The sequence below is a fragment of the Candidatus Neptunochlamydia vexilliferae genome (assembly GCF_015356785.1).
Taxonomy (GTDB): Bacteria; Chlamydiota; Chlamydiia; order Chlamydiales; family Simkaniaceae; genus Neptunichlamydia; species Neptunichlamydia vexilliferae.
Genome location: NZ_JAAEJV010000006.1, coordinates 1 through 20472, shown reverse-complemented (window position 1 = coordinate 20472; position 20472 = coordinate 1). Strand labels below are relative to the sequence as shown.

Annotated in this window: 12 protein-coding genes, 1 other RNA gene and 2 pseudogenes; 7 read left to right on the top strand and 8 right to left on the bottom strand. The window is 46.6% G+C overall.

Annotated features, from left to right (window positions below):
• Nucleotides 1-353 precede the first annotated feature (353 nt).
• Complete coding sequence (locus NEPTK9_RS02260; protein WP_194847208.1) at nt 354-752, top strand: hypothetical protein; 399 nt, start codon at nt 354-356, stop codon at nt 750-752.
• 128 nt (nt 753-880) lie between these two features.
• On the opposite strand, the gene NEPTK9_RS09610 is transcribed toward NEPTK9_RS02260, so the two are convergent.
• On the bottom strand, nt 881-1540 hold the full coding sequence (locus NEPTK9_RS09610) for a hypothetical protein (RefSeq protein WP_228546983.1): 660 nt from the start codon (nt 1538-1540) through the stop codon (nt 881-883).
• A gap of 133 nt (nt 1541-1673) precedes the next feature.
• On the opposite strand from NEPTK9_RS09610, the gene NEPTK9_RS09815 reads away from it, so the two are divergent.
• Both NEPTK9_RS09815 and NEPTK9_RS09965 read left to right on the top strand, forming a co-directional pair.
• Nucleotides 1674-2414, top strand: a complete 741-nt coding sequence (locus tag NEPTK9_RS09815) for an ISAs1 family transposase (protein ID WP_194847207.1) — start codon at nt 1674-1676, stop codon at nt 2412-2414.
• Nucleotides 2311-2862 carry a transposase gene (locus NEPTK9_RS09965; RefSeq protein ID WP_420887663.1) on the top strand — a complete coding sequence of 184 codons (552 nt, stop codon included), beginning with the start codon at nt 2311-2313 and terminating at the stop codon, nt 2860-2862. The genes NEPTK9_RS09815 and NEPTK9_RS09965 overlap by 104 nt, the downstream gene beginning before the upstream one ends.
• Nucleotides 2863-2885: 23 nt before the next feature.
• Here NEPTK9_RS09965 and NEPTK9_RS02240 read toward each other — a convergent pair.
• The 4 genes and pseudogenes from NEPTK9_RS02240 to NEPTK9_RS02225 form a co-directional block, all read right to left on the bottom strand.
• Nucleotides 2886-3047 (bottom strand): annotated as a pseudogene (locus tag NEPTK9_RS02240) (HigA family addiction module antitoxin); the annotation flags it as partial.
• Nucleotides 3048-3062: 15 nt separating this feature from the next.
• Nucleotides 3063-3380, bottom strand: a pseudogene (locus tag NEPTK9_RS09960) (type II toxin-antitoxin system RelE/ParE family toxin).
• A gap of 47 nt (nt 3381-3427) precedes the next feature.
• Nucleotides 3428-5137 carry a ShlB/FhaC/HecB family hemolysin secretion/activation protein gene (locus NEPTK9_RS02230; RefSeq protein WP_194847204.1) on the bottom strand — a complete coding sequence of 570 codons (1710 nt, stop codon included), beginning with the start codon at nt 5135-5137 and terminating at the stop codon, nt 3428-3430.
• Between the two features lie 65 nt (nt 5138-5202).
• Nucleotides 5203-9861, bottom strand: coding sequence for a two-partner secretion domain-containing protein (locus NEPTK9_RS02225; RefSeq protein WP_194847203.1), 4659 nt, complete (start codon nt 9859-9861; stop codon nt 5203-5205).
• 105 nt (nt 9862-9966) lie between these two features.
• Here NEPTK9_RS02225 and NEPTK9_RS02220 point away from each other — a divergent pair, with 105 nt between their 5' ends.
• Nucleotides 9967-12183 (top strand): beta strand repeat-containing protein, encoded by a 2217-nt coding sequence (locus NEPTK9_RS02220; RefSeq protein WP_194847202.1) that lies wholly within the window; start codon nt 9967-9969, stop codon nt 12181-12183.
• A gap of 10 nt (nt 12184-12193) precedes the next feature.
• Here the strand turns inward: NEPTK9_RS02220 and NEPTK9_RS02215 are convergent, their stop codons facing one another.
• Nucleotides 12194-12520: a hypothetical protein gene (locus tag NEPTK9_RS02215; protein WP_194847201.1), complete on the bottom strand. Its 327-nt coding sequence runs from the start codon at nt 12518-12520 to the stop codon at nt 12194-12196.
• Nucleotides 12521-12813: 293 nt separating this feature from the next.
• Between NEPTK9_RS02215 and lepB the strand changes: the two genes are divergently transcribed.
• Nucleotides 12814-14643 carry a signal peptidase I gene (gene lepB, locus NEPTK9_RS02210; protein ID WP_194847200.1) on the top strand — a complete coding sequence of 610 codons (1830 nt, stop codon included), beginning with the start codon at nt 12814-12816 and terminating at the stop codon, nt 14641-14643.
• Nucleotides 14640-15893 carry an MFS transporter gene (locus NEPTK9_RS02205; protein WP_194847199.1) on the top strand — a complete coding sequence of 418 codons (1254 nt, stop codon included), beginning with the start codon at nt 14640-14642 and terminating at the stop codon, nt 15891-15893. Before lepB ends, NEPTK9_RS02205 begins: the two co-directional genes overlap by 4 nt.
• A 111-nt stretch (nt 15894-16004) precedes the next feature.
• Here NEPTK9_RS02205 and ileS read toward each other — a convergent pair whose 3' ends face one another.
• Nucleotides 16005-19082: an isoleucine--tRNA ligase gene (gene ileS, locus NEPTK9_RS02200; protein ID WP_194847241.1), complete on the bottom strand. Its 3078-nt coding sequence runs from the start codon at nt 19080-19082 to the stop codon at nt 16005-16007.
• A 147-nt stretch (nt 19083-19229) separates the two neighbouring features.
• On the opposite strand from ileS, the gene ssrA reads away from it, so the two are divergent.
• Nucleotides 19230-19655: a transfer-messenger RNA gene (gene ssrA, locus NEPTK9_RS02195) on the top strand.
• A gap of 398 nt (nt 19656-20053) precedes the next feature.
• On the opposite strand, the gene rhuM is transcribed toward ssrA, so the two are convergent.
• On the bottom strand, nt 20054-20362 hold the full coding sequence (gene rhuM / locus NEPTK9_RS02190) for a RhuM family protein (RefSeq protein ID WP_194847198.1): 309 nt from the start codon (nt 20360-20362) through the stop codon (nt 20054-20056).
• Nucleotides 20363-20472 lie beyond the last annotated feature (110 nt).

Sequence of the window (20472 nt, the reverse complement as noted above, 5' to 3'; positions counted from 1 at the left end):
GCAACGCGAAAGCTGTCGAAAATTCAATTCTTGAACTTGTTGTGGGTATAACGTAACAGCAGCAAAAATAGTTGACAAAAAAAATCATGGTTAAAATAAAGGTGTTTTTCTTTAAAATATAAGGAGTTAAAAATGTCTTCAAGCCCACAGCAGCAAGCAATCTTCATTCTGTAACCAATAACCTTACAAAGGTTGAAAAAACCGATAATAGTATTACTTTTCAAGTGCCACTTAGCACCCATTATTCAGTAAAATTTAATAAAGCTGATAACAAAATTAACGCTACTATCTCTATCAAAAAGTTTTGGAAAGATCGAGATCCCATCACCAAAATCAACCTACATGGAAAAGAGATGGATACAAGCTCTTTACAAACTGACGAATTAGAAGGTATCTGGAAAAAAATTCATAATAGTACCGTATCGATTGATCTTAACCCAAAAGCTAAAACGCCTTTAACTCTAATACAAAAAGAAAACAATGCCCCATTACCGGAAAATAAAATAGAAACAGCTCTGAGGATCATTTTATTGAATTTTGAAGTAACATTCACAAAAGAAACTCCTGAGATTAGTGCTAAGATTTATCAAGAAAATCTTACCAAACATGGCAAGGATCTTGATTTTATTGAATTAAAAGGTGAAGAAACTACACTTAATCAGCAATCTAACAACATAGACAGCATTTGGAATAATATCTGTAACTGTACAAAAGGCCATATGGATACAAACAACACCCTAAGACTCGAATAAGACTTCTAACCCAAGAAGCATACCCGTTTCAAGGCTCCCTCGGTTTTCTCATTGAAGTCGCCCCTTTTGCCAATATTCTCCTGGTTTCCCTACGGAGACTGGTTGTGTCAATGCACTTCCTACAACAGCTACTCCTTAAAGTTAAAAGCCTCGATTAAACTTAGTGTGGGAAGGTTTTCCCAATAAATTTTCTGCGCTTCAATTTTAACTGCTACCCGCTTTTTTATACTCTGCTCTTTGTACTCAAATACAATCTCAGCAACAGTTTGCTTCAGCTCCAGCTTAACTATTTTTCCACCTGCAAATAATTGTTTTTTAGGAGGTTGCGTTTTCTTGTTATCCAAACAATAAGATTCTACACGTTGAAGTACTAGCTTTCCTCGCAAAGTGCAATTTTTTGAGAGAATAGTCCTATTATCGACAGCTTTTGGATTAATGTAGGAGCTTTCTAGAGTTAAGAAGACTTTATCTCCTTTATAGATTACTCCTAAAATTTCTCCTCTCTCAAAAAACTCTAAATACTTTCTAATGTCTACACACCTAGCGTCTATTGGGGTAGGATGCTTAGGTCCTAGACCAATCATTCGTTTTTTAGCTTTCTCTAGAGTAGCTAAAGCTTCATCTAAATTAAACTCCCAGTAATCCCGCTTTGGATAGGGAAAAAACTGTATCGTCATTTCTTCTGTTTCATGAGAAATCTCTGCCCACTGAAAACCTTTATATAAAATTTCACAAACGAGTTCATCTCTATCAGGAACACTAGCTATTGTTATATTAAAATTATCCATAAAATAATTACGGTTCTAAAAAACCTATAAAACTACCACCTTCATTATCAGGATCCCTGCAAAGTCGTGACTTAAATTTTTAAATATGCATAAATGGTTGGTTTCGTATCCAATATAACCAAGGCGAGCCAGCATGAGCACCCAAACATCTAACAAAACATTTAATCCCACTACCCTACCACTCTTCAAAGCCCTCCATGGGATTTCGGATCCTAGAAAAAAGCGTGGTGTTCGTCACGACTTTCATTCAATTCTTAAACTTGTGATTTTGGGCTTCTGCTGTCGACTTGTCTGCTTGGAACACATTGTAGAATTTGCCAGTCAGTGCTGGAGTGTAATTAAGGAGCCGCTTGGCTTTAATAGAGATGCTCCACCTGATGCAACGACAATAGGTCGCGTTCTAAAAAAACTGGATAGAACAGAGCTTGAAGAGATTTTCCAAGAGTGGGTAAGTACTAAATTGTCTGAAAGAGAAATCGATGCAAGCGTTGATGGAAAAGCTCTTAGAAATGTTTGTGATGAGAATGGCAATCCAATTTATATGGTAAACGTGTTTGCTCATGATGTGCAAATGGTTCTTGCGCAATCAGAAATTCCAAAGAAGAAGGGTGAGTCCACCACCCTGAAAACCATGCTTGAAGGTCTTTTTGACAAATACCCAGGTCTACGTCTTCTTACCGGCGATGCGGCTTTTAATGGTAGAGATCTTTGTAAAGAGATTGCTCGAATGGGCAAGCACTATTTGGTGCAGATCAAAGGGAATCAAGAGCATGTTTACGAAGTTCTTCGGCTTCATTTTGACGATGAAAAATCTAAGCGAGCTCCAGATGCAAAAACAGTCGAAAAAAAAATCAGGGAAAACCATTATTCGTGAGCTGTGGATCTGCAATGACTTCACCGCCAACTACATTCGAAAAGACCTCAGTTTTCCCGCAGCTTTTCAGGTAGGCTGTTTAAGAAAAAGCACTTATCTAAATGATGCTCTTATAAATCATGAGCATCACTATGGAATTACCTCCTGCCCCAAGTCAGAATTGCCACCAGAAAAATTTCTGGATAAGACCAGAAAGCACTGGGAGGTGGAGAATGGTCTGCACCACGTCAAGGATCGGAGTTGGCTTGAAGACCACCAGTACAGTAACAGTCGCCAAAAGGGTGGAATTCTTGGTGCACTGAGAAACCTCAGTCTGAATGCAATGAGGGTCATGTTTCCTCCTGAGGCTGATCGAAAGAAGAGAAAATATCAGAAAAGCTTGCCTATGCAGGCAATAGGTTACTTAGTTAATCCTCTCCGTACACTTACCAGGTTGGCAGGGATATGACTTAGACTTTGCAGGTGTCCTGGGGCAGTATCAGCGGTAACAGCTCTTTTCCCATTTAATATAAAAGAAATTCGATTAGCAGGAACTGCAAGAGCCCTGGCAAGAGCGCTTGCTGATAAATCAAGCACTTCTAGCTCATCCTTTAAAACTTCCCCAGGATGTATAGGTCTCATTTTATTAGCCATTACTTAACTCCTCAACTAATGATAGTCTACAATCTCGACATTACAGGGCTCTTTATTTATCCAGTTGAAGCAAACTCTCCACTGGCTATTCACTCTAACACTATATTGCCCTTTTCTTTTTCCTTTTAAAGACTCAAACCGATTACTCGGCAAATTTTTCAAATCTTCTAAAGAAACTGCCATATCTAAAATTTGTAGCCTTTTTTCGGCCTGCCTTGAAAAGGACTTCTACTTTTTTACAGTTTTGCCTTCATATAAAGCTTTGGTATGTTTGTCCTTAAATGACCAAATCATGCTTTTATTATAGCGCGCATTACGGATTACGTCAAGCATACAGAAAATAAACCTGCATACAACTTATTTTAAAGCGCTTGCTATTTCTAGTAGCTGGCGGTGACGTTGAAGTGGACCATCGTGTTCCCTCCACCAAATTCGGCCTTCTTGTGGAGCTTAATTCCCCAGTCAAGGCGGGCAGTTAGGTAGGGCTCAATGGTGTAGCGAACACCAGGTCCTGTCCCAAAGAGGTAGTCGGTTTTCCGCTCACCGGGAAGGGCGTTGTGATCACTTCCCCATCCATAATCAAGGAAAATAAGGAACTGCATTGCATCATCCACTTTCCACTGCGACTTGATGTTTTTAAGGACGCGGAAGGCGGGACTTCTTGCTTCTCCACTCAGGAGGATAGCTCCATCCTTGTTCACCTCTCGCTGGTCATAGCCGCGAACGGTGCTGTATCCCCCAAGGCCAAACTGCTCGCTAGGAAGGAGGTTTTGGCTTGCGATTTGCCCTCTAGCAAGGAGGGATAAGGAGAAAGACTTGGGAAGGCGTTGCAAGTAAACAAACGATCCGCGAAAGTAAACCCAATGGTTTTTGGCATCGGGACGAAGTGAGTCATAGGCAGCGTCTGACTGATCGGCAAAAAGGTTACCGGGTGACCAATAAAGATCACCATCAAAGTCGAGACGGTAGCTACTTCTATTGTAGTTTCCGGCGTAACCGACAACAAGCTGGGTCAAGTTAACGGGTCTTCCGAGGAGGGGGAAGTCTTCTTCAAATTCAAAGGTGTTGTTGGTCCGTTTAAAGTCGGCGCCAACGGTAAACTCATGTTCCAGATACTGCGTTATGTTTAGGGGAACGTTATAGCGTGCACTCACCTGCATGCTCCACCCTTCGTTGCTTTTAATCGGTGGTTTGAGATCTTTCGGCTTGACCCTCGAGTAACCTCCATAGACGGTGAAGACATGTTTCCATGGTAAGGGGGCGGTATACTCTCCAGTATGGGCGTGAAAACGATTCACATCGAAAGCGCTTGTAAATTGGTAGGATAGGATGTGGCCAAGACAGAAGGCATTTCCCCAGTTAAAGCCGGCATACCACCGTCCTCGCTCTGTGGGTTCAACCCCTGTGTTTTCTGCGCCGGCATAAAAACGCCAGGCCCGTCTTTCGCGAACCGATAGGATCACATCGGTTGTCTGGGGCTCTTCCCCAGGAGCATAGACAATATCAACCCGTCTAAAGGGATTCCGATTGATAAAGTAGACATCTTTCATCAGACGGGATTCATTGATCTGCTGATTAGGAATGAGGTCGACATATTCTCTGAGTCTGAGACTAGAGCTCCAGGTGTTTCCTTCAACTTTAACAGCGCCTAAACGGCTTCCTAAAACAAGGACTTGAATCACACTTTCCGAAATATCTTGCTGAGGAATCTCGACTAAAACAAGGGGATGTGAGGCCTGTTGATAGTAGCTTGTAATGACCTCTTTGATCTCACCCAAGGTATCTTGATCGACTTTATGACCCAAGAAGGCTGATAAACGTCTTCGGAGAGTTTTAGCATTTCCTGGAACCTTGATATTAGAAAACTCGATTCCTTGTGCCTCTTTGAGCTGATCGCCCTCTAGAATATGCTCTGGATCCCCAACAAGAACAATCCCTTTAAGCTCACGGATAAAGGTAGCTGAACGCTTTTGTTCGGGAGCTGAAGGAAGCCTTGGAAGGGCTTCTTCAATCACTGCAACTTCTTCCTCTTCTTCTCCATAAGCGGAAAAAGACAAGAGTAAAAGGGTTAAAAAAAGGTATCGACGCATTGGTATCTATGATCTTATAGTTATTAAAAATTTTACCTTACAAATTTTGGGCTAAAAAAACAAGTTTATTGCGAAATGCCGATCCAGTAAACGTCGTCTTCAAAGATAAACGACCCGTAAGGAGAAAGGCTGGGGCTGCACACTCCATTTTCGGTGCAGATGGAGAAGTGGAAATTTGGGAACTGGTAGGGAAGACGGGACGCTTTTAAAACGGGGAGAAGATCGGGCAGTTGTTTGAGATTGACAATGATCTCTCGCTGAATAGCGACTGTTCCTGCAATGATGTCTACGGGGGATGGGACTTTATAGTAAAAGTTGAAGGCTCCTCCACCATAAGTTCCTCCGGGGAAGTAAAAACCAAACTTTTCGGTAGCGCTATCAACGCCTATTGCTCCGGGATTAAAGACCTCCCCATTAATGGTCTCTCCAGCAGCTGAATTTAGAGACTGTTCGGAAGTGTAAATCCTTACTTCTCCAGGAGTGGTAATGGTACTGCTGGTAAAGTTAAAGGTCCCTGGACCAAAGAGGGGCGAAGTGGGAAAGTCATTATCAACAACGAAGGTAAAGTTTCCACTGGTTGCTATAAAGGTTGCTCCTTCTGAGATGTCGATGTCGGCACCTGCGATGAAGCGACCGAGCCCCGCGTCAACACCGAAGGAAGCTCCTCCTAAAATGAAGAGGTTGTCAGCAGCATCGAAGGTGATGGTTCCAGTGCCGGTAGCCGTTGTTGACCCACTCGAGCCGACCACAAGATCGCTTAAGGCTTGAAGGGTCACACTTCCTGTCGAGTTGGTGTTCACATTGGCAAAGTCTCCAAAGTGCAGTCCTGTTTTAGTGGCTCCATTTTCTCGACCGATGAGGGTAAGGATTCCTGTTCCTGAGTTTTCGATTTGGGTTCCTACTCCAACGATTTCAACTCCATAGCTGTCAGAACCAATCCCGTTCCCTATTCCATCAAGGGTTAGGGTGCCTGAGCCTGTTGTTTCTACAAGCCCCCCTGCTCCAATAAAAATTCCCCGGCCTGGACTTGCTGAACCCATCCCTCTTCCTGTGACATTAAAGGACGAGGAGTCGACTGCAGTAATAGAGCTTATTGGGTTGATGATAAAGATTCCATCGTTTTCACTTGTCCCTGAGCCCCCTATTCCCACAGCATTGACAGCGCCACTTTTCCCAATAAGACTTCCATTACTGTCAATGCGGATCCCCTTATTGCCGGTGGTGGTTCCTCCCCCTGTTCCTGCTAAAGAAAGGGCGCCACTGGCTATGGAGATTTCAGAACTTGCCCCACTAATTGCAATTCCATCGTTATTAAAGGTGTTTCCATTGACTCCTCCAATTCCGACTAAAGTCACAGATGCTGTAGAGGTGCCCCGTATCTTTGCCCCTGATTGAATCACAATGCCATCACAGTTACTTGCTACAGAGCCTCCCCCTACCCCATCTATTAAAATCGATCCATCCGAAGCTGTGACCTCTGTTGAAGACCCTGACATTGAAATCCCGTGAGACCCTGTTCCTCCTTCAGAAGAACCTGTTCCTGTCATAGTGACCGATCCTGCCCCTGTTAAGCTCACTGTCCCTCCAGTCATCGAGATTCCTCTTGCACCGGTTCCAGGGGGAGCGGTGGCATTGGGGCTCCCTGTGATGGAAATAGCGCCAGTAGCAGAGGTAACTGTAGGAGATCCACTTGTGAAAATTCCTAGAGAACTCCCACGGGTCCCCCCAACTCCAGTTAAGCTAATAGGGGCGCTGGTTGTTGAAATTGTTCCTCCAGTGAGTGCAATGCCACGACTTGCTGTGTCAACTGTGCTCCCTGTCCCCATAAAAGTGACCCCTCCATTTGAAGAGATGGAGGCCCCTCCAGCAATAGTAATTCCTGCATTGGTTGTTGCGGTATTCAACCTTCCTGGATCTAATCCAGTCCCTGTAAATAAAATGGCCCCAGTGGTTGAAGACACTGCCGCTGTCCCTTCAAGCCCAATTCCATTCGCAATAAAAACTCCAGTCACAAAACCACTAAAATTCCGGCAAGAGCCAATCAGTTCTATCTCTCCACTGGTTGTAGAAATTGTCCCCGAATCCATGTAGATCCCGTTACCGATAGCTAACCGCCCAACAGAACCCCGCCCATTTAGCAATATCTTAGGAGCATTTACACCTGATAAAGTATTTGATATCAAAGCATTACCTGTTATTGCGATTCCAGGACCTCCCCTAGCGCTAGTAGTAGTTCTTGCCCCTGGCACCGTCCTCCCTATGAGAGTAATTGTTCCAGTTCCTGTCGTGCTGATCGTTCCACCTGCACAACTAATCCCCCCACCAGCTCTTAAGCCTCCTCCTACAGGAATATCTCCAGTAATGCTGATCGCTCCATTGACACCTGTAATTGTTGCTGAGCTCAAAATAATAGAGACTTGATCCGATGTAGGCTGGCGAGAAACCTGTCCATACATTGTAATCGTTCCATCGCCACTATTGGCAACCGAGCTGTTATTAATCCGAATTCCTGGAGACCGAATTGAGTTTGCACTAGGACCCCGTCCTGTTAAGTTGATCGCTCCTCCCGCTGACCGGATAATCACTCCTCCATTGAGCATAATTCCTTCATTATTGCTTTCTCCAAAGTTCGTGTCATTGGCCCTTCCTGTCCCTACAATCTTAATATCACCGGTATCTGTTTGAACAAGGACATCTGCTCCTGTAAGATAGACCCCTTTTTCATCGCGGATTCCAGATCCTCCCGTTCCCGTGATACTAATTTTCCCTGTTGTCGCTGCAGTGACTTGAGCGCCACTTGCGATGACAACACCCATGTTATTTTGCGAAAAAGCAGCTCCACGACCATTTCCAACAAGGGTAATACTTCCTCCTCCCGTTGTTGAAACCATCGTATCTGTTCCTGTTAAAAGGATCCCATCTTGATTCGTTGATGTTAAGGAGAATCCTCCTCTTCCATTAAAACTAATGTCTCCTGATTCTGAGGTAATTCGAGCCCCCTCCGAAACCTCTAGCCCAACGGTATTGCTTACATTATCCCCTTGACCCTTAATGTTGATCGCTCCTGAAGTAGAAGACACAGAAGCCGTTGCCCCAGTAATCCGCACATCATCCCCATCAGCGGTCGTCACCCCCGTTCCATTAAGGTTGATTGCTCCTAAAACCGTTGAAATCGTTGCACGATCAATCTGAATCTCTGTTGCTGAGCTTCCTCGACTCCCTTTAAAAGTGATTCCTCCCGCTCCGCTGTTTTGGATCGTTACCCCACTATTTACCGTGATATTCGACCCAGCATTAACATTGAAATTGCCTCCGCTGTTTGTCACATCTGCATTAAAAACTACCTGACTTCCAGAACAAGTAAATGTCCCTGTTCCATTGTTGGTTACAGCTGCATTGAAGGTAATCGTACTATTTGCTGTGCAAGTGAAAGAGGCATTTTCAACCGCCCCTCCCGTTCCCCAGGTCACAGGATCTGTAAAGGTAAGGGTTCCTGCTTCAGTATCTCCGCTGGCTGTGGTCAACGTTACAGCTCCATTGCTATTGAGCGACGACTGAAGCGTTGTGGGAGTCAAATTGGCTGGAGATACTCCAGTAGGGGTCCAATTAGGACTTCCTCCTATGTTGGTATCTGCTCCTGCAGCAACATTCACATTGGAAGGATCAAATAGGATTTCTCCCCATTTTCCACAAGGAGCTTTTGAGTCATTGGTTCCTCCATAGTAAAGCTCTCCTCGGCTTGAAACCTCCACAAAACCACCATTTCCACCTTCAGGTCCACCACGAACACTTGTGTGGCTACAAACGGTTGTGATCCCATCAGACCAGTAAATGACCTTTCCTCCATCACCGCTGCCAGTACTGTTGGCTTTGACCTCTGCTCCCTTAGCAACATAGACATTTTGCGCGTTGAAAATATCGGGGTTTGCCCCTTGATAATCACCACCGATGAGGACCGTTCCTCCTGAGGGACCTGACGCATCGATGTGGGTGTTTTCTTTGAGTGTGACCTCTTGACCTAGGACATGGACCTCATCACCGATAAGGGTGCCATCTACCTCAGTCGTCCCTTCGAAAGCTACGAGGTAAATTTTGCCCCCCTCTTCTTTGGTGGCAAACGCGCGGATGGTACCGGTATGGGAAATCGCCTTTTCGTAAGTAGAGGAAATGTCGGTATCGTCGGCGCGGATGAGGACTTTGGGGTTGTTATGGGGGCGGATAACGACCTGATGCCCTTCGATCTCTCCCGAGTTATCAACCTTTTTTGCAATGAGGTAGACATCGCCGCCTGGGCAAGAGATGTGACCGGCATTGGTGATCTCTCCATCGGTGGGACCAAATTGTAGCTCTTTGCCGTTAAGGAAATTTTCATTAGAGATATCTGCGGTCGATGCGATAAAGCCGGCTGTTTGGATGTCGCCTGAGATGTAGACGCCATTGGGGTTGATAAGAATGACGTTCCCGTTAGCTTTTAAACTTCCGAGAATTTGGCTTATGCTTTTGCCAACAACGCGGTTTAAAATGGCCGCATCTTTACTGGGTTGGACAAAACGAAGAGTCTCTCCCTTACCGACCGAAAAATCATCCCAATGGGCGATCGCTTTAGCAGAGGTTTGGGTGACCGTCCCATCCTTAAAAGTGAGCTGCCCTGAGCGGATGTCGAGCCCTTTAGGCTGCCCAAGCAGGCAGAGAGGAACTAAAGTAAGCACATAAAACCACTTCATCCCTTTGCCTATACAAAAAAATTCGGGAAACAGCAATTTTTTTCTTGAAAAAATTCCAAGAGATGGAAAACAATTATTAAGATTTCATTTAAAACCATGGTGGTCATGATGCGTTCAATCTTAAGCTTTTTTATAGCCTGTTTCTTACCTATTTTTCTTTTTGCCTTGCCAACGGCGCCCAAGGTGGTAGAAGGAGAAGCCTTTATTACCTCTTACGATCAAGAACTCATGATCGAAGTGGAAAACAATGCCCATATTGAATGGGATACCTTCGATCTTGGAGAAGATGAAGTTGTGACCATTTTCCAATCTAATGAAAGTCAAGGACTCCACCTTTCGATAAAAGGGAACCATCTTGCAAAGATTCTAGGAAAAGTACAGTCGAATGGCCCTCTTTACCTGAAACATGAAGGAGGAGTCACGATCGGTATCGAAGGGGAGATCGTAGCCTCTCTAGTAGAGATCGATGCGGAGACGATTTCTCACCAAGGAAAAGTGACCGTTCCAGGAAATCACATGACCCTTTCCGGGAAGACGGTCTATGTCTACCCAGAAGGTGTTTTGGATGCCTCTGCAAATGATAAAGGCGACGGAGGAACGATTAGCATCTTGGGACAAGAGGCGATGATCTTTTTAGGAACCGCACGCTCCTCTGGTGGAGAGTTATCGGGCGATGGAGGTAAACTGAAGCTGTGCAGCTCAAAAGACTTTAAGTATAAAGATGGCTCGATCGATCTTACCGCCCCCCATGGAAAGGCAGGACTTCTCCACATCGACCCAAAAAACGTTTATATCCGTGCAGGAGGACCCGACAGCGCGACTGGAAATACTTTTGGAAGTGATCCAACAGGAACAGCAATGATCTCAGGCCCCGATCTTTCAGTGGCCTTAGACAACGCCAATGTTTTGATTCAAGCGAATAACGATATCATTATAGATGATAATGTGACTGGAACGACTTCAGGCAATTGCTTAACACTTCAGGCAGGACGCTCTATCATTGTAGACCCCCAATCGGTAATTACCCTCACTGCAGGTGACTTTTCAGCAACCATTAATGACAATGGAGCTCAAGCAGTGAACCGAGATCCTGGAAGCGCTATTTTTGAACTCGCTTTTGGATCCCAAATCCTTACCAATGGTGGAGAGGTCACCGTCGATGTCGGTGATTTTGGCGGACAAAACGAAGGAACCTTTTACTGCAATGGTGCAACAATCGATGCAGGAAATGGTAACATCTCTTTAACAGGTTATGGTCCCCTCGATGGAAGTGACATGGCCTATGGCACTGTCATCACTGGCGGAAGCCTCATCCAAACCTCTGGATCAGGAGAGATCACTCTTGCCGGAACAGGAGGAAATGGAGATAATCTCAATAACGGAATCCAAATCTCTGGAAGTGGCGCGCAGATCATCACCGACGCTGGAATGATCAACCTCGATGGACAGGGAGGAGGAACAAGCAGTGGAAAAAACAACAAAGGGCTCTCCCTTCAGGGAACGGTCAAAACAACAACTGGCTCCGTCCTGATCAGTGGCGTTGGGGGGCTCGGAATCTCCAATAACGTTGGTGTTGAAATCACCAGTGGTATTGCCCCCAATATCGAAACCGAAGATGGCTCTGTCCAAGTCATTGGAACAGGAGGAGGAACGGGCGATCTCAACTTTGGAGTCCGCCTAGGGTCTAGCGCTCTCGTCACCTCCACTGGGCAGGGAACCCTATCTATTAGCGGAACAGCAGGCGATGGCGACACCAATAACCATGGCGTCATCCTCGCAGGAGGAACCGTGCAATCCAATGAAGGAGCTATCACCATCACCGGAAATGGCCAAGGAAAAGGCGACTATAACTACGGAGTCCGCTTCGAAAGTGGTGGTAAAGTTAATTCCCTTGTCAATGCTCCTATTACGATTGAAGGAGCCTGCTCCCCTGGTGGTAGAGAAGGAAACTGCGGTATCTCGGTATCGGGCTTAAGCTCCACCATCCAAGCTGTTGATGGATCGGTCACCCTCACCGGAACCGGAAATGGAACCGACGCCTTTAACCAAGGGGTCCGGATTGAAAATAGCCAGATCGTTTCCAAAGGAACGGGCTCGGAAGCTGCCACCCTTAATCTCATTGGCTTTGGAGGAACGGGAACAAACTACAACAATGGAATCTCCATCTCCGGCCACCTCGCTGAAGTGACCGCTATTGATGGAGATATCGATGTCGAAGGAACCGCTAAAGGAACTGGCATTGGTAATACAGGGGTGAGCCTCTCCTCTTCTGATGTCGTCAATACCACAGGAGATGGCGTGGTCACTATTGACAGCCATTGATCTCTCTGGATTACATTGACTTCAGAGCATTAATCTCAGAAGTGATGAAGCCCACCTGCTCGAAGTACTCCGCAGAGCTTCTTTCCAATTGATCAGGAGGCATATCTTTATCGATGTGATTCACATGAATGATCGCCCGATTGATCGCTTCATGGGCAAGCATGTGAAGACGTTCATAAGCACTATCTGAAATTTCATGAATTTCAGTCAGCGCATACTCTACATTATCCCTCCAATCAGAGAGGTTCATAATATCAGGAGGATCTTTTAAAAGTTCCCCAAGTTGAAAAAATAATACTTGCAACTTTGTTTTGGCTGCTTCGTCTTCTGGTTCCATAAGGTTTTAAATATAACATTCTTGATTAATATTACTAGCCTTTCATCTTTTTTTATGAACACCCCTCCTTTTCTAAAACAAAGGAACATCAACCTCAGATAACAAAACCTTTTCCTTTCTGTAAAGAAGCGCATAAACCTTTTGTTTCAAGGAATTTATTGAGCGCCCAAAAGATCTTTATAAAAATTTTGCTTTACTTCTAAAAAGAAACTGAGATTCTCCTGCCACAAAAGTTATGAACAGGTTTTCCACATGGGTTGAAACCTTTTGTTGAAAATGGTATGCTTGCCTCCATGAAACCATACCGCCTCAAAAAATCATTACATCTCTTCCTTCACGCTTTAAAGCTCTATCGACGCAAGCGGAAGAAACTCCCAGAAGAAACGCGACAAGAAATCGTCCCCGTTTTAAATGGGTTGCAGGACAAACTCCTTGAAAAAGATCGGGAGGGAGCTACCTCTTACGCCAAAAAAGTTGAAGAGCTTTGCACCCTTTATTTAAAGAAAAGCCCCTTTGAAAAGGTGCGGGACTTCATTGTGGGACTTGTCTTTGCTCTTTTGGTGGCGGTTGCGATTCGAACAATGTGGTTTGAACTTTATGAGATCCCCACAGGATCGATGCGCCCTACCTTTCAAGAGGGAGATCGGCTCATCGTTTCGAAAACAAACTTTGGGATTAACGTCCCCTTGCGGCGTGGCCACTTTGAGTTTGACCCAAACTTAGCCCTTCGGTGTGGGACAATGGTCTTTACCGGCGCTGGGGTGGATATAGCCGATGTCGACACCCTCTATTTCTATCTTTTCCCTGGGAAAAAACAGTTTGTGAAGCGGCTCATGGGAAAACCAGGCGACACCCTCTACTTTTATGGAGGACAGATCTATGGGATCGATGCCAATGGAAATGACATCACAAAAGATTTAAACCCTGAATTTTTAAGTCAAATCGACCATGTTCCCTACATTCATCTCAATGGAAAGATGGTCATGGGTACAAAAGAGGTGACCCTCAAACAAATGAACCAAGCGGTCGCGAAGCTTTCTGTTTCACCAACCAATAAAGTAGCTGGCGAGCTCCTTCCCCCTTATAAAGGAGACTTTGAAGATTACTATCAGCTTTGGGGCTTTGAAGACTATGGAATAGCCCGCCTCCTAACCAAACAAGAAGTCCTTCGATTTACCGACACTCCGATAAAACAGTTAGAAGATGCTCCCCTTTATATGGAAATTGTTCATCATCCATCGGTTAAATATCCGCAGATTCAGCGCACAGGCCGAGGATACCTCTCTCCGAGAGTCGGAACAACCTCTTCGCTCCTTCCCTTGACAAAAGCCCACTTAAAAACATTGATGGACAACCTCTACACCGCCCGCTTTATCGTCAAAGATAGCAAAGCTTCTCGCTACGGCTCTCCTTACAAAGGGGAAGAGCCCAAGCTCACAGGAGTGCCCGATGGCACCTACGAATTTTACTATGGAACCGCCTACCAAATTCACTTTGGAGGGGTTCGGAAAGCCCTTTCCAAAGACCACCCTCTCTACCAATTCACCCCAGAAAGGACCCAGCTTTTCTATAATTTAGGGATTGAGTTTCACAACTTTTTTGCCCCACGGATGAAAGGACAGTCGCTCCTCCCCTCTCGGTATGTTTACTACCGCTATGGAGATCTTTATGCGATGGGCGCCCCCCTCATGAAAAAAGAGGATCCCACCCTTTTGAGCTTCATCCACGATGAGTATCTTAGGCAACAAAATGCCCCAACCTATCGCCCCCATTTCCCTTTTGAAGATCCAGGCCCCCCGCTAACCAAAGAGGGAAAAATCAACGTCCCCTTTATGAAACAAAGAGGGATCACCCTTCCAGCCAAAAAATATATGGCCCTTGGCGATAACTATGCAATGAGTGGCGACAGTCGTGACTTTGGCTTTGTTCCCGAAAGCAATATCCGAGGGGCTCCTGACTTTATTTTCTGGCCCCCAGGACCCCGACTCGGCCCTCCTTTGCAGGCCCATTACCCCTTCTTTAACCTTCCCCGCACCTTCGTTTGGATCCTTGCAGCGATTGGATTTGGAAGCTACTATCTCATTCATCGCAGGCGGTACAAGCTCACTCAAGAGATCCGATGAGTACTCCCGCTATTTTTTCAAAAACGCGCGCTGGGGCCACACGCTTTGCTCTCATCTGGATGCAAGTGGTCAGTGAACCCTTCATCGCCTTTTACACCCTCCTCCTCTTCATCCTCCGCAAAGACCTCGGCGCCACCCCCCTTCAGATCTCCATTTTTGCCGCTATCCGCCCCTTGATGGCCGTCTTTTCCTTCTACTGGAGCTCGAACCTCTTGCGCAACCGGAGCAAACTCATCTCTAACTTTATGGGCGCTTGGGTTCTCAGCTTCCTCCCCTTCCTCTGTCTCCCTTTCATCCATAACATCTACTTTGTCATGTTTTGCGCCGCCATCTACCAGCTCTTTGCCCGCGCCACCATCCCCTCTAAAATGGAAATCCTCAAGCTCAACCTAGAAAAAGAAAAGCGAGAAAAGCTCTTTTCCCGCCTCTATGTCCTCGGCTTTATCGAAAGTATCGGCCTCGGCCTTTTTGTCGGAAAACTTCTCGACACCCACATCGGCGCCTGGCAAGTCCTTTTTCCTCTCGCCGCCATCCTTTCCCTCTCAAGTGTCCTGATTCAAATGCGAATTCCCCTCCCTGAAAACCTAAAGGAAGACCCCAATGTCCTTCCGATCACCAAAGGACGGATCCTCCAACCGATAAAAGACTCGATCCACCTGATGCGTTCCCGCCCCGACTTCGCCCATTTTCAGTGGGGCTTTATGATCGGCGGCTTTGCCCTCATGTTCATCACTCCCGCTCTCCACCTCTACTACGTCGACTCCCTTCAAATGACCCACCACAACCTCGCTATCGCCCGCTACATCTGGATGGGAATCGGTGTCACCAGCTCCACCTTTCTCTGGAGGCGGGCCCTAAACAGTACTCCGATCCATCAGCTCACTTCCCGCGTGATCTTGGGCTTTAGCCTCTTTCCCCTCACTCTCCTCTTTGCCCCTTTAAGCCTTCTCTTTGTCAATGCCGCCTTCTTCTTCTACGGCATCGCCCAAGCCGGAAGCCACCTCCTCTGGAACCTTTCAGGGACCCTCTTTGCGCAAAGTGAAGATAGTTCAAAGTTTTCTGGAGTGAATATCTTAATGGTAGGCTTGCGAGGAGTGGTTGCCCCCTTACTAGGCGGCTTAGCCTGCTCCCTTTTCTCCCCTTTCACGATTCTTATCGTGGGGATGGTAATCTGTTTCTTAGGTGCTGGACTAGGTTCTATTGAGAAATTTAGGGCCAAGGGATTCAGAGGAGGTTTTCTTGAAGTTTGAAATCTTTTTGCCGAATGTAAATAGTCAGGCGCTATTTTTGAGGCAAAAAATTTCAAAATTCTGAAAAGGTCCCTGAAGACCTGGCGATAAATTTCTCAATAGAACCTAATGCTACGCCGGCTTCCTCTCCAAACCGATCACCGCCCGCTCTCCATTTAGGTCCCAGGTCTCCCCTTCGGTCTTCTCAAACTTGACCTCAGAAGCAAGAACCTCCCCCATAATGTAGTCGCGGTAAGCTTCGAAACACTCCCGCACCTTAGGGGTTGTATCGATCGTCATCACCACCCGGTCGGTCACCTCGAACTTGAGGTTTCTCCTTTGGGTGTTCACCTTATTGACAATCTCCCGCGCGAGCCCCTCTTCTCTTAGAGCATCATTGAGGGTCGTATCAAGAGCAATGGTGATCGTCCCTTCGGTTGCCGCAACCGTTCCCTCTTTAACCTTCCGCTCAACCAAGACATCTTCCGCAGTAATCGGGAAACTCTCTCCATCGATTTGAAGATCATAAGAGCCACTATCAAGAGCGTTCACAGGAAGGGCTAAGATCGCCGCCTGCACCTTTTTCATAAGCGGCCCCGCCCGTCTTCCGAGCGTGCGGAAGTTGGGCTTGATCGACACCTCGACAAACTCCCCTTCATCGCTATGGTAGGTGATCTCTTTGACGTTGAGCTCTTCTAAGATAAGGTTTTCTTGTCCCTTAAGAAGCTTTAAGACCTCTTCATCTCCCGAAATAAGGTGGGCCGTCCCAAGGGGTTGCCGCACCTTGACTTTGTGCTCTTTCCGGAGGGCATGCCCCATGCTCACCGCCGTTTGCACCGACGCCATCTCCGCTTCGAGGGTTTCCTCCCGCTCTCCCCCCTCTGGATAGTCACACAGGTGGACCGAAATGGGATCTTTTTCCCCTCTTAAGTCTTGGTAAATCGCCTCGCTAATAAAAGGGACAAAGGGCGCTGCCACCTTCGAAAGTTCAAGGAGCACCGTATAAAGCGTTTGAAAGGCGGCACGTCGATCTTCACTGTCCTCATCAGCCCAAAAGCGGCAGCGGCACCGACGGATATACCAGTTAGTGAGCTGATCGATAAAGCTGACAAAAGGGTCAACCGCGCGGCTCAGCTCATACCCATCCATCCCCTTCTCAACATCTTGAATCAGCTTCTGCAAGCAAGACAAAATCCACCGATCAATATCGGCTTTTGGCTTCGTTCCATCCGGTTTCCAACTGTAGATATTCGCGTAGGTCGCTAAAAAGACATAAGAGTTCCAAAGAGGGATCAAAAACTGGCGCAAGACTAGCTCCACCCCTTTTTCCGAAAAGCGCAAATCATCCGCCTGCACCACCGGACTATGCAAGAGGTAGAGGCGGATCGCATCGGCTCCATATTGATTGATCACAATTTCTGGATCGGGATAGTTTTTCAGCTTCTTCGACATTTTGGTCCCATCCTCGGCCAAAATAATCCCATTCACAATGACGTTTTTAAAGGCAGGCTTGTCGAAAAGAGCGGTCGATAAAATGTTCAGGGTATAAAACCATCCCCTCGTCTGGTCGAGCCCTTCCGCAATAAAGTCAGCCGGGAAAGCGTCCAGTGTCTCCGCTTCATTTTCGAAGGGGTAATGATTTTGAGCATAAGGCATCGATCCCGATTCAAACCAGCAGTCAAAAACCTCTGGAATCCGGGTGTAAACCTTCCCTTTTTCCTCAAAGGTCAACGTATCGATGTAGTGGCGGTGGAGGTCGGTCACCTTTTTTCCCGTTCGCTTTTCAAGCTCTTCGACACTGTTAATGACAATAATGTCTCCATCCTGACTCCGCCAAAGGGGGATCGGCGTTCCCCAGTACCGGTTCCGGCTAATCGCCCAGTCGCGGGCATTTTCCAGCCACTTTCCAAACCGTCCCTCTTTTAAATGGCCCGGAACCCAATGGATCTCTTTGTTATTCGCAATGAGCTTCTCTTTGATCTTTTCAACCGCTACAAACCAGGTCCGCACCGCCTTATAAATGAGCGGCGTATCCGAGCGCCAGCAGAAGGGATAGCGGTGGCGGATCGTTCCCTGATGAAAGAGACGTCCTCTCTCTTTAATGCGACGGATCAGATCCTTGTCGGCATCTTTGACATAGGTCCCTTCAAAGTCGGGAACCTCAGCCGTAAACCGTCCATTTTGATCGACAGGGCAGACCAGCTCAATGTCCCCATTTTTGCAGGCAAAAAAGTCCACCTCACCAAAGGCGGGAGCCGAGTGAACGATCCCCGTTCCCTCTTCCTCTCCTACCGATTCTTCGCCCAAAATGGTAAAGCTATTCGGGCTTGCCCCTTCGATAAAATAGTCAAAGAGGGGCACATACCTTTTTCCAAGAAGCGTTTTCCCCTTAAAAGTCTCTAAAACTTCGCATCCCTCTTTAAAGTAAGTTTCCATCCTTCCTTTGCCAAGGATGTAACACTTTCTTTCATGGCGCACCTTCACATAGTCGAGATCTTCTCCCACCATGACAGCCAAGTTCGAAGGGAGGGTCCAAGGAGTTGTCGTCCAGACCAAAAGGGAAACTTCTGGCTCATCCACTAAGGGAAAGGCCACCACAATCGAGGGGTCATCGACATCGCGGTAATTCAGGTTCGCTTCAAAGTTTGATAAAGGGGTTCCCAGCTGCGCCGAAAACGGCATCACCTTAAAGCCTTCATAGACGAGTCCCTGCTCCCAGAGCTCCCCAAAGACCCACCACACCGACTCCATAAAGCTCGGCTGCATCGTCAAATAGGTATTGTCAAAGTCGACCCAACGCCCCATCCGATTAACGGTCTTTTTCCATTCTTCGGTGTAGCGCTGCACGATGCTACGGCACTCTTCATTAAACTCTGCGATTCCAAACTGCTCGATGTCGGCCGCGCCCGATAGTTCGCGGGTCTTTTCGATCTCATTTTCAACCGGGAGACCATGACAGTCCCAGCCAAACCTTCGAGGGACAAAATAGCCCTTCATCGTCTTATAACGGGGGATGACATCTTTAATGGTCCCTGCCAAGAGATGGCCGTAGTGGGGCAGCCCCGTCGCAAACGGCGGGCCATCATACTGAGCGAATAGGGGGGAGCCTTTCCGCCCCTCTACCGAGGCCTGGAAGACCTTTTCCTTCTCCCAGAGGGCCTGGATCCGCTCTTCCCGCTCAGGGAAACTTTCCTTACGATTCTCAAACATACTGCCCACAAGTCTACCCCTCTTCCCCTTATTATGCAATAGCTTGCCTTAAAATCCCTAACCTGTTAATATTGAAATCACTAACACACAACCCGCTCACTTATAGCACATTGCAGAAAAATTCCCATTGATGCTATAATAATAGTTGGGGGTGCATTGGCTTCGACTTGGAAGCAAAGTACCAGTGGCATGCAGAGGGTTCGGTTGGCCTCTTAAAAAAGCCGAGACGACATAACTGTCAAAACAAAAAAAGCACAGCACTTCAACATTGCTGACCATGCTGGTTACACAGCAGAGTCATTTGAAGCTGCTGCAGCCGCTGCTTAAGACCTAACCCGTCTGTGCAGCCGATAGTCTGGGATTGGACCAGGGATCGTAGAACTATCGTCAAAGATCTTGGTGTGAGCTTTGCTGCTTGATTTCCAGCGGCAGGGTTTCGAGATTAAAGGAAGTGTGCAAGTTCCCAGTGGGGTGCCTTACAGCAAAACTTGCACTATATTTAAGGCACTAAGCATGTAGGCATTGATATGGCGTTTGCTAAGGACGAGAGTTCAAATCTCTCCACCTCCATCAAAAAGGTCGCACTAGGTGCGACCTTTTTTATTGAATGGGTGAGATTCTCACTCTCGAGGCTCCTTAGCAAAAGCCGGCGTTTGCGGAGGGGCGAGGCCCCTTGCTTTCAGTTAAGAGCCCAAGATTTTTTCTCAGAAAGGCTTCTGGAGACCGGAGCAAGCTCTTTGAGCTTGTGGAGGTTGAAGAAGTTCTTTAGAGGCCGTTGGCATAACTCATTTGAACCAGCTGAATTGATCTTTTTTGCTAAAAATTTCTCCTCTGATTCAACCAGCTCTTTTAGAGCTGGCCTCACCAACCGGAAAAATTTTTATCTAAAAAATCCCAATGTCATCTGGCCAAAGCAGTCATGCCAACGGCCTCTTTCTGGGGAAAAAGATGGGCTCTTCCATTGAAATGAACTATTTAGATTTTTCAGACAGTTTTGCCTGAGCCTCGAGCATTTCAAGCAAAGTAGTATCTTCGGCATCAGCGATTTTCTTTTCTTCCTCTCGGCGCTTCAGATCAAACTCTTCGTAGTGTTCAAGCGCAAGTTTCTCTGCAACTTGCGCTGAAATTTGCCCCGCATGATCGAGAAGATCTCTCTCGTTGAAGGCAAGAAAAGCATCGAGCTTTTCTTCCCACTCCCCCATCGTCATTGTCTTACGTCGCTTTGCTTGGCTTTCTGCATAGTCAAGATAGGCCTTGTTCACCTTTTCGCATTGTGACAAGAAGCTGTCACAACAAGTTGTCTCTCAAAGAGAAGAGACCATCTCTACAGTGAGATGAATCTAGGGTTCTGAATAAAGTAGCGAACCCGACAATGAAGCAAAGGACGTAG